Origin of the sequence: Streptomyces sp. NPDC051211 (genome assembly GCF_040689505.1) — a bacterium.
Classification (GTDB): Bacteria; Actinomycetota; Actinomycetes; order Streptomycetales; family Streptomycetaceae; genus Streptomyces.
In genome coordinates this window covers 45,380-59,287 of sequence record NZ_JBFBAV010000016.1, presented here as the reverse complement: position 1 = coordinate 59,287, position 13,908 = coordinate 45,380, and the positions used below count along the sequence as shown (strand labels likewise).

The following is a 13,908-nucleotide window of genomic DNA, read 5'->3' as shown; positions in this document are numbered from 1 at the left end:
CCGGTGCCAGCGGGCGAGGGCGGAGACACCGTGACGTTGCGCTTCAGCTCGTCCACGCCCATGTCCCGGACGCCGGTGAACAGCCCGATCTGGTGATCGACCAGCAGCTGCGGGTCCGCACGCTGGCGTGGCGGCGCAGCGGCCCCCTCCGCGGAGACGGGCTGATCCTGGTGCCGAGCGTCTTCCACTGGCCGGACACGACGGTGATGGCGGAGCCGTACCAGCCGATGCTGACCTACCCCGCTCCCGGCGTCGCCACGGTCTGGCAGCACGGCACCGTGCCGACGACCGAGGCGCTCAACGCACTCATCGGCCGCACTCGCGCCATGATCCTGGTAGCCCTCGCGGAACCGGTCACCACGGTCATCCTGGCCCGCCGCCTGTCCATGACTCCGGGCGCGGTCAGCCAGCACCTCAAGGTGCTGCACGTCGGCGGCCTGCTGACCCGCAACCGCAGCGGCCGCGAGGTCTTCTACGGCCGGCCCCACTGGGCCACTCCCTGTGCGCGGCGTCGTAGGACCCGGGGGTGTCTTGTCGATCACTCAATATCGGTCGGGGAGCTGGGTGACCGTGAGGACTGGGCCCGGACGATCAGGCTTCGCTACACCCGGAATCGCCCGGATCGCCTTCGGGCCGCGTGCACGAGCAGCCCCAGGAGGAACGCCTGGAACGTGTACGAGAACAGCAGGATGAAGCCCGCTGCCACGCCCGTCCGAGCCCATGCCCCCAGGAAACCGGCGACAGCAACGAGGGCGCCTCCCGTGGGGAGGGTGAGCAGGGCGGCCAACAGTCCGCCGACGTAGCTGTCGTTCACTCCGAAGCCGAACAGCAGGAAGAAGGCGGCAAGGGCAAGGTACGACCTTGAAAGCCAGTTTCCGAAGGTCAGGCGCGCAAACGTGCGCAGTGCAGAACGCATGGTGCTCCGTGAGTCGGTTCCGTGCGGGCTCTTGGCCACCTATCGGTCGCAGTCGGGCGGTGCGGTGATCCGGCGTACGGACTCCACCACCGCCGCCCGGTGGCGGGCGAGCCGCTCCGGGGGCCAGGCCGGGCCCTGCTCCCCCGCCGCCGGGCCGCCCACCGCTCCGAACCAGGCCTGCGACAGGGCCACCACCAGGGTCAGCAGGTCGGCGGGGTCCATTCCGGGGTCGATCCGGCCCGTCTCCTGGGCCCGGCGCACCGCCGCGATCTTGCCCTGGTAGGAGCCGGCCTCCATGTCGGTGGACCCGGGGCGCTCCAGCTGCTTCCACAGCACCAGGCGCATCAGTGACGGCCTCTCGACGAGGTGGTCGAAGACGGCGCCCGCATAGCCGGGCAGGTCGTCGGCGTCGAAGGGCACGGATTCCGAGCCCGTCTCCAGCGCCCGCTGGAGCACGGCGTCGAAGAGCTGTTCCTTGTTGCCGTAGTAGACGTAGATGAGGCGTTTGTTGGCCTGCGCGGCCTCGGCGATGCGGTCGACCCGCGCTCCTGCGATGCCGTACGCCGCGAACTCGGAGAAGGCCGCATCGAGCAGCCGTGCCTTGGTCGCGCTGGAATCCCGTGCCATGGGCGCAGCCTAGCAAGTAACTATCCGGTTATTGACATCCGGCGCGGACCCGTCGCATAATAAATCTATCCAGTTAGTTACTTACTGAGGAGCACACCATGGAGAGCACGATGGAGATCCGCGCGCTGGGCGGCCAGGGGCTGGAGGTCGGCGCCGAGGGCCTCGGCCTGATGGGCATGAGCGCCCACTACGGAGCCACCGACGAGACCGAGTCCCTCGCCACCATCGACCGCGCCCTGGAGCTGGGCGTCACCCTTCTCGACACCGCCGAGGGCTACGGCCCCTTCCGCAACGAAATGCTGCTCGGCAAGGCCCTGGCCGGCCGCCGCGAAGCCGCCGTGATCGCCACGAAGACCGGTATCGAGTTCACCGACGAGGGCGGATTCCTCGGCCACAACGCGACCCCCGAGTACATCCGCCGCTCGGCCGACCGCTCCCTCCGGCACCTGGGCACCGACCACATCGACCTGTACTACCTGCACCGCGTCGACCCGAACGTGCCCGTCGAGGAGAGCGTGGGCGCCCTGGCCGAGCTCGTCACGGCCGGCAAGGTCGGCCACATCGGCCTGTGCGAGGCCTCGCCCGGCACCATCGCCCGCGCCCACGCCGTCCACCCGCTGGCCGCCGTACAGACCGAGTACAGCCTCTTCGAGCGCGGGATCGAGTACGACGGCGTCCTCGACACCCTGCACGAGCTCGGCATCGGGCTCGTCGCCTACTCCCCGCTCGGCCGGGGCTTCCTCTCCGGCGCCATCACCAGCCCGGACGACTTCGCCGCCGACGACTTCCGCCGTACCGATCCCCGATTCCAGGGCGAGAACTTCCGGCGCAACCTGGCGGTGGTCGACCAGGTGCGCCGCCTCGCCGCCGCGAAGGGCGTCACGCCCTCGCAGCTCGCGCTGGCCTGGACGCTGCGCAAGGGCGCCGTGCCCATCCCGGGGACCAAGCGCCGCCGCTACCTGGAGGAGAACATCGCGGCCACCGCCGTCACGATCACCGACGAGGACCTGGCCGCCATCGACGCCGTGGCCCCGCACGGCGTGGTCTCCGGCGACCGCTACGCCCCCGAGCTGATGAAGTCGCTGAACGGCTGACGCGCAGGTCACATCCGCGCCGGTTCTTGTCACACGATCGAATGACGGTACGGCCCGATCCGGGTGGAGACGGGCCGACTCCGCCGTCGCCGGGGCCGGATGCGGGCATGGTGGGTCCAGCTTTCGGCGCCCCGGCACCCTCCGCCCCGCGCGCCCGTCGAGTGAGGGAAGGGCATGGATCCGATGGCGTTTGCGAGGGCTCTGCTCCCCGCCCTGCTCTCCTCGGCCCTCACGGGCGTTCCCCCCGGGCTCCCGGACACTCCGTCCATCGCGTCCCACGCGTCCCACGCGTCCTTCACGTCCTCCGCGTCCCTCGCGTCCTATGACGGTCAGACCCGCCATGAGACCGCCCTGTTCAGCCTGAAGTCCTCGAACAACGCGGCGGCCCAGGCCTTCACCGTGGACGGCAGCCGGATCTCGCGGGTCAGCGTCTACCTCGCCAGTGGGGCCGCAACCGGGACCGTGACCGCCCAGATCCGCCGGGTCCACGGTGACGGGGGGTCGGCGATCGCCTCGAAGACGCTGGACCTCGCCACCCTTGGCGGCGCCGGCGCCGGCTGGGTCGAGTTCCCGGTCAGCGCCACCGTCACCGCGGGCACCACCTACCACCTGTTCGTCCAGGCGACCACGGCGGAGAGCAAGCCGATCGCCTGGTACGGGACGCGGCAGCCCGTGTCCGGCTCGCTGACCAGCTGGAACTACGACCGGGCGTACTGGGGCGGCTGGCACGCCGAGGCTTCCCGGCCGGCCTTCCACGTCAACCCCACCGGCAGCGAGCGCTGCGGGGAGACGGAGCCCTGCTACGTGCCCGCCACGGCCCTCGCAGCCCGTACGTCGGGCCTGCTGACCAACCGGGTGGCCACCGAGGCCGTACTGCCCTCGTTCGCCGTCGGCGCCTCCTACGTCGACGGCAGCAACGTGCTGCGCCTGCCGTCCGGGCGGTGGCGGTACCTCCCCGACGGCGCCTCGGCGTCGACCGTGGTCGCGGCGGACGACCCGGGCGCTCTGGCGCAGATCGACGAGAGCCGCGCGTGGCTGGCCGCGGGCAAGGTGCCGGGGGCCACCCCCGTGCAGCGGGCCGCGGTGCAGCGCGCCCTGCTGTCGATGCGGGCGCTGCTGAAGCCCAACGGCGCATTCGCCGCGGGGTGGGCGCCGCCCTGGGAGTACTCCTGGCCGCGGGACGGCGCGTTCGCCTCGGCCGCGTTCGCCGTGACCGGGCACGACGAGGAGGCGTACCGGATCCTGGACTACGACGCGCTCACCCAGCGGCCCGACGGGACCTGGGAGGCCCGTACCGAGCTGGACGGCAGCGGACCGCCGGACGCGCGGAAATGGCAGCTGGACGGCAACGGCTGGGTGCCCTGGGCCACATGGCAGTGGTACCGGGCGGCGCCGCCCGGCTCGCGGGACGAACGGCTGCGCGCGCTCTACCCGATGGTGCGGAAGGCGGCCGACCACGCCGCACGGTCCCTGGGCTCCGACGGACTGCCGCCGGCCTCCCCGGACTACTGGGAGCTGGACACCGAGACCGCCAACATCGGTACCGCCGCCCCGCTGCTGGCCGGGCTCAACGCCTCGGCCGACCTGGCCGGCCGGCTGGGCATGGGCGGGGACGCGGAGCGCTGGCGGGACGCGGCCCGGCGGCTGGCCGCCGGCATCGCCGCCTCCTTCGCCCCGGCGGGGTACCCGCGGACCGCCGACGGACGGCACGGCCGGGACAGCGCGGTGGCGTTCATGGCGCCCCCGTTCAACGCCGCCCCGCCCGGTCTCGGCGAGGCGCTGGACTCCACCCACCGGGCGCTGCTGCTGCCCAACGGCGGCGTCTCGCCCGGCAACGACCCGGACTTCAGTTGGGGTTCGTACGCCTGGACGGCCAGTACGTCCTTCTTCGCCCTCGCCTGGTCGGGTACGGGCGAGCAGGCGAAGGCGGGCAGGGTGCTGGACTGGGTGCTGTCCAAGCGGAACGGGCTCGGCGAGCTGCCCGAAACCGTGAACGGGGCCGGCCTGCCGTCCTCGGTCGCGCCCCTGGGCTGGACCGATTCGCTGGTCGTCCTCACCACGCTGGCCCTGCAGGGCTCCCCGCAGCCCACCCCGCCGGGCGCGGTCGCGCATCGCGCCGACGAGGACGGCCCGGGGACGACGCCACCCGCCGGCAAGGGGCCGGCCGCCTCCGCCCCGAAACCCGCGCATGGAAACGGAGATCGCGGGTAACCGCGCGTCCATCGAGGCGACGACCGTCGCCCCCCGGTCCGGAAGAAGGAGCCACCGTCGTGCTGATGGCCCATCCTGCTGTCCTGAACAACCTCGTGGAGCGGTACGAGGAGCTGAGGGTGCTTCATGCCGGGGCGGACAGTCCCGAGGTGCGGCAGCGGATGGCCGACCTCGCCTACACCCTGTGCGTCTCCACCGGGACGCGCGACGTGGACGCCGCCCTCGCCGCCGCCCGTCTGCGGCTGGCCGCGCACACCCCCGAGGACGAGCCGATCCTCACCTCATGACCCGGGGCGTCCTCCCGGCCGCCCGCCCCTCGAGGGAGTGAGGTTTTCGGGGTGCCGGGTGGGTTTGGAGGTGCGGAGAACGGTCACACGCCTGTCGTACGAGGTTTCCGACTGCACAGGGAGTGATCGGCCGTGTCGGGCGAAGAGAAGAGCAAGGCCAAGACCGAGCAGGCCAAGGGCAAGGTCAAGGAAGTCGCGGGACGCACGGTGGGCAACGAGAGCATGGAAGCGGAAGGCCGTGCCGAGCAGGCGAAGGGCGATGCCCGCCAGGCCAAGGAGAAGATCAAGGACACCTTCAAGCATTGACCGGCCGACCGGCCGACCGACTGGTTGACCGGCTGCCTGGTTGACTGACCGACTCCGTACGCCGACGTCACGCCGCGGGCGGGACCCCTCCCAGCAGGGCGGTCCCGCCCGCGGCCTGTGCTCTCACGGAACGAGGCCCGTCTCCGGCCGCCGCGAGCGACCGGCCGCCCTGCACCCGTGCAGCCGGTGCGGTGTAGCCCAAGCGGTGGACCGGCTCCGGCTGTCGCCGCAGCGCGTGGCCTCTGCCGTGCCAGACTCGGATCGGCCGCGCCCGCCTGTGCACCGCGCGGAATCCCGACCCGGTCCCCGCGGGAGGCCCCGTGTTCCGTCGCCTCACCTCCGTACGCGGGAGGACCGCCGCGCTGGCCGTCGCCGGCCTGATCCTCACGCTCACCGCGGGGACCACCCGTCCGGCTCCCGCGCCGCAGGCGGCTCCCGGACCGCGGGCGACCACGATCGCCGCGGCCCCGGGCAGCGCGACCGTCCTGTCCGGGTACGCGATCCAGTCGACGGCGGAGGTCGAGGACACGGCGGCGGCCGTGTCCAGCCCCGGCTACCCGGCGGCCGGCTGGTACCCGGCCGGCCCCCGCTCCACCGTCCTCGCGGCGCTGCTCGCCGCCGGCGACTACCCCGACCCGTTCTACTCCACCCACCAGAAGCAGATCCCGGCCGCGCGCTTCACCGTGCCCTGGTGGTACCGGTCCGATTTCACCGTCACCGACACGACCGCCCGTACGTACCTGGACTTCAGCGGGGTGATCTCCGCCGCCGACGTCTTCGTCAACGGCCGCCGGGTCGCCACCGCGAGCACGGTCGCCGGCGCCTACACCCGGCACGAGCTCGACGTCACCGACCTGATCACGGCCGGTACCAATACGGTCGCCTTCCAAATCCGGCCCAACAACCCGCGCACGCAGCTCACGATGGGCTGGCTCGACTGGCTTCAGCCGCCGCCCGACGAGAACATGGGCATCGTCCGTGACGTCACGGTCCGGCGCGGCGGACCGGTCGCCCTGCGCGACGCGCATATGGTGACCGCCCTGAGCATGCCGTCGATGTCCTCCGCCGACCTGACCGTCAAGGCCCGGGTGCGCAACGACTCGGCGGAGACCGTCACCACGACGGTGTCCGGCACCGCGGGTCCGGCCGCGGTCAGCCGGAGTGTCACGCTGGCGCCCCACGAGACGAAGACGGTGCTCTTCTCCCCCGCCGACCATCCGGCGCTCCGGCTGGGTTCGCCGCGCGTGTGGTGGCCCGCCGCCATGGGCGAGCAGCCGCTGTACGAGCTCGCCCTCACCGCGTCGGTGAACGGCACCCCCTCGGACACCGCTCACCAGTCCTTCGGCATCCGGGACGTACAGGCGCCCCTGAACGCCGACGGCGCCCGGCAGTACCGGATCAACGGCCGCCCGCTGCTGATCAAGGGCGCCGGCTGGTCCCCCGACGAGTTCCTGCGCTGGGACCGCACCTACGTCGAGGACCGGCTCACGTACGCCCTCGACCTGGGCCTGAACACCCTGCGCCTGGAAGGGCACATCGAGCCCGACGAGTTCTTCGACCTCGCCGACCGGTACGGGATCCTGCTGCTGCCCGGCTGGGAGTGCTGCGACAAGTGGGAAGGGGAGGTCAACGGCAGCGAGGCCGGGGTGGGGTGGGAGGCTGCCGACTATCCCGTCGCCGAGGCGTCGATGGCCGCCGAAGCGGCCCGGCTCCGCCACCACCCCAGCGTGATCTCCTTCCTGATCGGCAGCGACTTCGCACCGAACAGGAAGATCGAACAGGGCTACCTCGACGCGCTGAAGGCCGCCGACTGGACGACCCCGGTGATCCCCTCGGCGTCCGACAGGTCCTCGCCGATCACCGGAGCCTCCGGAATGAAGATGACCGGCCCGTACGACTGGGTCCCGCCCCGCTACTGGTACAACAAGCGCGAGGGCGGTGCCGTCGGCTTCAACTCCGAGACCAGTGCCGGCCCGGACGTCCCGACCCTCGACACGCTGCGCCGCATGATGTCCCCGGCCGAGCTGGAGACCCTGTGGAAGGAGCCGTCGGCCCGCCAGTACCACCGCTCCCCGTCGTCCACCTTCGCGACGCTCAAGCTGTACAACGCGGCGCTGGCCGGCCGTTACGGCTCCCCGACCGGGCTCGAGGACTACGTACGCAAGGCACAGCTCGCGCAGTACGAGAACGTGCGCGCACAATTCGAGGCGTACTCCCGCAACGCCAAGGACACGTCCGATCCGTCGACCGGCGTCATCTACTGGATGTTCAACAGCGGCTGGACCTCGCTGCACTGGCAGCTGGTCGACCGGTATCTCGACCAGGGCGGGGCCTACTTCGGCGCGAAGAAGGCGAACGAGCCCCTGCACATCCAGTACGCGTACGACGACCGGTCGGTGGCGGTGGTCAACAACCGGACCTCCGCGGTCTCGGGCCTGACGGCGCGGGTGACGCTCTTCAACACGGACGGCACGCAGAAGTACGACCGGACGGTGGCCGGGCTGAGCGCGGCGGGCGGCGGCGCGATCAGCACCGCGCTGACCGTCCCCGCGTCGGTCCCCGGCCTGTCCACCACCCATCTGGCCCGGCTGCTCCTCACCGACGCCGACGGTCGGGAGGTGAGCCGCAACGTGTACTGGCTGTCCACCGAGGCGGACGTGCTCGACTACGCGAACACCGACTGGTACTACACGCCCACCACCTCGTACGCCGATCTCACCGGGCTGAACTCGATGCGGCAGGCGGCCGTCACCGCGACCGCCTCCACGGCTGCGGGCGCGTCGGGGACGTCGGGGACGTCGACCACGACGGTGACCGTACGCAACACGGGCACCGGGAACACCCCCGCCCTCCTCACCGATCTGCACCTGGTGTCCGCGGACGGCGCGCCGCTGCTGCCCGTCCGGTGGAGCGACAACCAGATCAGCCTCTGGCCGGGCGAGTCGGCCACGGTGACGGCGACCTACCGGACCGGCGATCTGCACGGGTCCGCGCCGAGGCTGCGGATCTCCGGCTGGAACACGCCCACGGTCACGGTCCCGGCCGGCTGACCTCACGGGCGAGCCGGCGTCGCCCCGGCTCGTTCGCGGCGGTCACGGGGGCTGTGGTCCGCGACGGAGCAGGAGGAGGGCGATGTCGTCGTTGCGGGGGGCGGACCGGCGGGCGTGCCGGATGAGGTCGTCGGCGACGGCGGCGAGGGGCTGGGCGTGGACCCGGTCGAGGTGCTCCGCGGCCGCGCGGATGGAGTCCTCGATGTCCGTGCCGGGGGTTTCGACGAGGCCGTCGGTGTAGAGGGCGAGGAGGGTTCCGGGGGTGAAGGGGATCTCGGTGGTCGGGTAGTCGGCTTCGGGGTCGATGCCGAGGAGCAGCCCGGGGTTCAGGTGCAGGAGCTTGGTGGGGCCGTCGGGCGGGTGCACGAGGGGCGGCGGGTGGCCGGCGGTGGCCAGGCGGGCGCTGTGGCGGGCCAGGTCGAGGTGGACGTAGAGGCAGCTGGTGAACAGCCCCGGGTCGAGGTCGGTCAGGAGCCGGTTGGTGCGGCTGAGCACTTCGCCGGGCGGGGCCCCGGCGGTGGCGTGGACGGCGGTGCGGACCTGGCCCATGAGGGCGGCGGCGTTGACGTTGTGGCCCTGGACGTCGCCGATGGCGGCGGCGACCGTGGTGTCGTCGATGCGGATGAGGTCGTAGAAGTCGCCGCCGATGTCGAGACCGTGTCCTGCGGGAAGGTAGCGGGCGGCCACGTCCATGGCGGGGATGCGGGGCAGGGTGCGCGGCAGGAGGCTGGTCTGCAGGCTGCGGGCGAGCTGGTGGGTGGAGTCGTAGAGGCGGGCCCGGTCCAGCGCCTGGGCGATCAGGCCGGCGATCGAGGTGAGGACGGCGCGTTCCCCCGGGGCGAAGTGGTGGGGACGGGCGTACGCGAGGACGAGGGAGCCGATGGGGCGGCCGGAGGCGACCAGGGGGAGGAAGGCCCAGGCGGCCATGCCGTCCTCGACGTCGGCGGACGGGTACACGGCCGTGAGCGCGTCGGCGTCCGCGAAGAACAGCGGATTGCCGGTGTGCAGTACGCGGGTGGTGGCCGTGTCCGAGGTCACGGGTTCGCCGTCGAACCGAGCCATCAGTTCGGCCGTGTAGCCGCGGTGGCCGACGATGCGCAGGCGCTGGTCCTCGACCACGAGCAGGGCGAGGGCCTGCGCGCCGAGGGCGGGTACGAGCTGGTCGGCGGCCTGATCGACCACGTCCTGCGCGTGCGCGGCCTCGGTGAGGCTGGCTGCCAGGTGCATCAGGTGGTAGAGGGCCGTGGCGCGGCTGGGCATGGGGGCGGTGTCCGGTTCGGCCGTGGGCGGTGCGGCCGTGGGTTCGGCGGTGGCCGGTTCGGCGGTGGCCGGCGGGGCCGCAGGGCGGCACGTGGGGCCCTCGGCGGGGGCGGCCTCGTCCGCACCCGCCGTGATGCGGACGCTCAGGCCGGTGTCGTCGGGGAAGAGCTCGAAGCGCAGCAGGTGGTCCGGGGGTCGCAGGACGGTGAAGGACCGGGGCAGCCGGCTGATGACCGCAGCCCGGTAGTGGTCCTCTACCGCGGGAACGTCCATCCACGGCAGCGCCTCCCACGGCAGCGCGCCGAGCAGGGCGGAGACCGGCAGGCCGAGCAGGCCGGCCGCTTCGGCCGTGACGAAGGTGATCTTTCCGTTCAGGTCGAGGGCGCAGCTGCCCCCGGGCAGTCGCCGGACGAAGGCCAGCGCTGCCGCCGCCTCGACGGGGCCGGGGGTGGGCGGCGGCGGGGGACGCAGCATCACGGGGTGGACGGCCGGCCGGATCGGCCGTCCCTCTTCGGCAGCCCGCCGCAGTACGTCGCCCAGGCCGCGGCAGCCGGCCTCCACGGCCCGGCGTTCGCGCGGGGACAGGTGCGGTGGGTGCCTGCCCGGCCACAGCAGCACCAGGCCACCCGGGGCCCCGGCACCACCTGGGGCCCCGGCACCGCCCTTGGCACCGGCACCGCCCGGGGCCGCGGCACCACCCTTGGCACCGGCACCGCCCGGGGCCCCGGCCCCGCCCGCGACACCGGCACCGCCCGGGGCGCCGGCACCGCCCGGATGGGTCGCTCCCCCGTCCGGGGGTTGGTCCGGAAGGGGGGCGGCCGCAAGGGCGAAGTCGTACGGCAGGACCAGGCCGAGCCTGGGGTAGCGGCGGGCCGTCTCCTCCTGGCCGCCCAGCCACACCAGCCGGCGCTCGCGGACCGCGTCCGCCACCGGGATGGGGTCGTCCAGCCCCACCCGGGACCAGGGTGCGGCGAATTCCCGGGAGACCCCGCAGGCCAGGGCGAGGTGCAGGACCCGCCGGTCGGATCCGGGCAGGTAGAGCATGCCGATGGACGCGTCCGTGGCACGGACCACCCCGTCCAGGGCCGCCTCCAGCCCCCGCCGGCCCGACAGCTCGTCTCCGGCGGCAGGTACATCCTGCACCCGCTCATCGTCTCCCACCCGGGGCGATCGGCACCTCCGCACGTACCGGCGGGGCACGGGCGGAGCCGGTGTGCGAAGCAACATTCCGGCATGCCCGAACATCGAGACACCGGCTCCGGAGGCCGGCCCGGCGGACGCCGCCGGGCTGCCGGCGTACGACGCGGCCGGCTCGCGCGGTGCCCGCCGACGGGGCCCAGCCGTGGCGGCGCCGGAGGGCCTGCCGAGGGCCTGCGTGGACACGCTGGTCGACCGCACGACGGCGGCGGGATGGGCGACGCTCTCGTTCAGGCACTGGCGGAGCAAGCGCGAGATCGGGGAGGCCGGGCTGGACGCGCTCGCCGGCCGGCACGGGGGCCGCGGCGATGCTCGCGGAGCCCGCCGGCCCCAGGAATCCCTCGCGGGGTCGGGAGGGCGGAGGGGCGACGCGGTCGGCCCTCGCCCGGCGGGGGTGCGCAGGCGAGGGCCGTTGGACCTCTCCACGGGGGAGGGGAGAAGGTCACCGCCGTCACAGCATGCACTGGTTTCGGCCAGGCACCAAGAGTTTGGCCTGAATGTGTTGGCCGAAGCTTCGTCATCCCACCCGGCGGCCTGCCGGCATCCGCTCCCGCAGCGCCGGCCCCGGGTCCTCTCGTACCGGTCTCGTGGTTGACGTACCGTCATCCTCATCCGCACACACCCCCGGGCAACAGGAGTGACGAGATGGCGGCCGTGGAAAACCGCTACGCCGATGAGCTCGGCCGGACCAACCCGTCGGAGCCGGCCAGGCTGCGGGCCCTGACCGATGCCCTCGACCCCGATACGTTCCGCCGCCTCGACGCCGTCGGCCCGGCCGCCGACGCGCGGGTCCTGGAGGTCGGTGCCGGCACCGGTACGGTCGCCGCCTGGCTGGCCGCGCGCTGTCCGCAAGGGCGGATCACCGCCACCGATCTGGACACCGGCCACCTGCCGCCGGGCCTGCCCGGCCACGTGCGTGCGCTCCGCCACGACGTGACCCGAGACCCGTTCCCCTCGGAATCCTTCGACCTGATCCACGCCCGCTGCGTGCTGCTGCACCTGCCGCAGCGAGAGCGCGTGGTGGAGCGGATGCGCGACTGGCTGGCTCCCGGCGGCACCCTGCTGCTGGAGGACGTGGTGCACTTCCCGCACACCGGCCTCCCGGTGGGCGATCCCATCCGCCGGTCCGTGGAGGGGACTTGCGCGCTGCTCGCCGACTCCTACGGGATGGAACCGGACTGGGGCCTGCGCGCACCGGACGTCCTCCACCGGAACGGCTACGAGGACATCACCGCCGAGATGGTGCTTCCCGCGTTCCGGAGCACCGCCGCGGTCTCCGAGTTCTGGTACCGCACGACGGCCGCCCTCGCGCCCCGCCTCCGGGAGTCCGGCTCCATGACCGAAGCCGAGATCGATGCCGCCCTCGCCGCCCTCCGCGACCCGGAACGCGTCGCCTTCCCCCTGGGCGTCCTCGCGGTCCGGGCGCGCAAACCCCGCGCCGCCGCAGGGGATCGCTGACCCGCTGACCGGCGCGACCGGTCACTGCGTGGTCCGACCACAGCACCCGGCCACAGCACCCGGCCACAGCACCGGATTCGGCAGGCCGGTGAAGCCGTTGCGACACACCCCGGGGCTTGCTTGTCCGGTTGAGCCGGGGAGCGATGCGATGGTCGTATAGATTGCGTGCACGTGACCGCCACCACGCCGCCGAACGGCCGCCTGTTCGAAGCCCTGAACGCCACCGCCGTGCAGAACACGGCCCAGTTGCGCGATCTCTACGACGAGCCCAGTGATCTGGTCCGGCGCAAGGCGGTGGACCGGATCCACGACGTGGCCCGCGCCGTCATCGGGCAGTCGTCGCTGGTGTTCATCGCCAGCACCGGCGCCGACGGCCGCTGCGACGTGACGCCCCGAGGGGGGCCGGCCGGATTCGTGTCCGTCCTGGACGAGTTCACCCTGGCCATCCCCGATGCCACCGGCAACAAGCGGCTGGACAGCAGCCACAACATCGTGGAGACGGGACGAGCCGGCCTGATCTTCGTCATCCCCGGCCGGGGAACGACTCTGCGGGTGAACGGGCGGGCCTGCATCTCCGCCGACCCGCAGCTGCTGGAGCAGCTGACCGCCGTCGGCAAGCCGCCGCGCAGCGCGATCGTGGTGCAGGTCGAGGAGGCCTATCAGCACTGCCCGAAGGCCTTCCTGCGCAGCAGCGCCTGGAAGCCCGAGCAGTGGCTCGCCGAGGATGCCGTCCCGAGCTCCGCCGAAGTCACCCTCTCCCACCTGAACTTGCCCGGCGTGACGCTCGAGCAGATCCGGCAGCACGAGCGCGAGTCGCTGCTCCACCGCTACGAGTGACGGCTCCCGGCCGGATCCGGCCGGCTGCCGGCAGGTGAGGGGCCCGGACTCTCGGAGTCCGGGCCCCTCACTTTCGGGAGGTCAGGCGGGGCGGCCGCCGAAGGGGCCGCCGCTGGAGTAGTAGGTGCCCAGTTCCTCGCGGTAGGCGGGGTCGCCCAGGTGCTTGTCGCGGTGGAACTCCGGGGCGTCCTTGATCTGGCCCTTGGTGCGGTCGACGTAGATCCGCTGCTCGTCGGGGTCCACGCTGACGACCGTGCTCGCCGGGAGGAGGACCTCCTTGCCGAAGATCCAGATCCCGGTGTCCACGACCAGGTAGGCGTCACCGACCTCGTCGGAATGCTTGTCGACCTTGCCGATGCTGCCGTCCGTGGCCTCGACCTTGTAGCCGGTGAGGTCGAGTCCCGCCAGGTAGCCCGAGGTCGACTTGTAACTCCACACGTGCTCAGTCACACCGAACAACTCCTTTGCTGAGAGAGGGGCACATTGGCCGCTGGAGGGGAAGCGTGATTGTCAACCCCTACAGCCGCTCGTGCCCCGGTTCCTCGGCCTCACGCACCCCGATTCGGGGCGATCCTCACCGCCCGGTCAGACCGTGTGCTTGACGAGCCTGCCGTCGGCGTCGGCCGTCACCGACGACGCGCCCGAGCTGCGGGTGTGGTTCCGGC

General features: G+C 72.6%; 11 protein-coding genes and 1 pseudogene. 8 read left to right on the top strand and 4 right to left on the bottom strand.

The features are described 5' to 3' along the window. Nucleotides 1-206 precede the first annotated feature (206 nt). Nucleotides 207-431 (top strand): annotated as a pseudogene (locus AB0447_RS17990) (winged helix-turn-helix domain-containing protein); the annotation flags it as partial. A 170-nt stretch (nucleotides 432-601) separates the two neighbouring features. On the opposite strand, the gene AB0447_RS17985 reads toward AB0447_RS17990, so the two are convergent. Both AB0447_RS17985 and AB0447_RS17980 read right to left on the bottom strand, forming a co-directional pair. After that, entirely contained in the window at nucleotides 602-916 is a 315-nt protein-coding gene (locus AB0447_RS17985; protein ID WP_366477748.1) for a hypothetical protein, read from the bottom strand. A gap of 39 nt (nucleotides 917-955) precedes the next feature. Then, nucleotides 956-1,543: a TetR family transcriptional regulator gene (locus AB0447_RS17980; RefSeq protein WP_366477645.1), complete on the bottom strand. Its 588-nt coding sequence runs from the start codon at nucleotides 1,541-1,543 to the stop codon at nucleotides 956-958. 110 nt (nucleotides 1,544-1,653) lie between these two features. Between AB0447_RS17980 and AB0447_RS17975 the strand changes: the two genes are divergently transcribed. The 5 genes from AB0447_RS17975 to AB0447_RS17955 all read left to right on the top strand — a co-directional run bounded on the left by AB0447_RS17975 (nucleotide 1,654) and on the right by AB0447_RS17955 (nucleotide 8,491). Further along, nucleotides 1,654-2,637: an aldo/keto reductase gene (locus tag AB0447_RS17975; RefSeq protein ID WP_366477741.1), complete on the top strand. Its 984-nt coding sequence runs from the start codon at nucleotides 1,654-1,656 to the stop codon at nucleotides 2,635-2,637. Nucleotides 2,638-2,820: 183 nt separating this feature from the next. Beyond that, nucleotides 2,821-4,848, top strand: coding sequence for a hypothetical protein (locus tag AB0447_RS17970; RefSeq protein ID WP_366477644.1), 2,028 nt, complete (start codon nucleotides 2,821-2,823; stop codon nucleotides 4,846-4,848). A 59-nt stretch (nucleotides 4,849-4,907) separates the two neighbouring features. Continuing rightward, nucleotides 4,908-5,135, top strand: coding sequence for a DUF5133 domain-containing protein (locus AB0447_RS17965; protein WP_366477643.1), 228 nt, complete (start codon nucleotides 4,908-4,910; stop codon nucleotides 5,133-5,135). A gap of 132 nt (nucleotides 5,136-5,267) precedes the next feature. Next, nucleotides 5,268-5,441 (top strand): CsbD family protein, encoded by a 174-nt coding sequence (locus AB0447_RS17960; RefSeq protein WP_366477642.1) that lies wholly within the window; start codon nucleotides 5,268-5,270, stop codon nucleotides 5,439-5,441. Nucleotides 5,442-5,761: 320 nt separating this feature from the next. After that, nucleotides 5,762-8,491: an exo-beta-D-glucosaminidase gene (locus tag AB0447_RS17955; protein ID WP_366477641.1), complete on the top strand. Its 2,730-nt coding sequence runs from the start codon at nucleotides 5,762-5,764 to the stop codon at nucleotides 8,489-8,491. A 42-nt stretch (nucleotides 8,492-8,533) separates the two neighbouring features. On the opposite strand, the gene AB0447_RS17950 is transcribed toward AB0447_RS17955, so the two are convergent. After that, nucleotides 8,534-10,795, bottom strand: a complete 2,262-nt coding sequence (locus tag AB0447_RS17950; RefSeq protein WP_366477740.1) for a SpoIIE family protein phosphatase — start codon at nucleotides 10,793-10,795, stop codon at nucleotides 8,534-8,536. 798 nt (nucleotides 10,796-11,593) lie between these two features. On the opposite strand from AB0447_RS17950, the gene AB0447_RS17945 reads away from it, so the two are divergent. Both AB0447_RS17945 and AB0447_RS17940 read left to right on the top strand, forming a co-directional pair. Then, nucleotides 11,594-12,406 (top strand): methyltransferase, encoded by an 813-nt coding sequence (locus AB0447_RS17945; protein ID WP_366477640.1) that lies wholly within the window; start codon nucleotides 11,594-11,596, stop codon nucleotides 12,404-12,406. A gap of 171 nt (nucleotides 12,407-12,577) precedes the next feature. Continuing rightward, nucleotides 12,578-13,243 (top strand): MSMEG_1061 family FMN-dependent PPOX-type flavoprotein, encoded by a 666-nt coding sequence (locus AB0447_RS17940; RefSeq protein WP_366477639.1) that lies wholly within the window; start codon nucleotides 12,578-12,580, stop codon nucleotides 13,241-13,243. 81 nt (nucleotides 13,244-13,324) lie between these two features. On the opposite strand, the gene AB0447_RS17935 is transcribed toward AB0447_RS17940, so the two are convergent. Next, nucleotides 13,325-13,693 (bottom strand): PRC-barrel domain-containing protein, encoded by a 369-nt coding sequence (locus tag AB0447_RS17935; RefSeq protein ID WP_366477638.1) that lies wholly within the window; start codon nucleotides 13,691-13,693, stop codon nucleotides 13,325-13,327. Nucleotides 13,694-13,908: the final 215 nt, after the last annotated feature.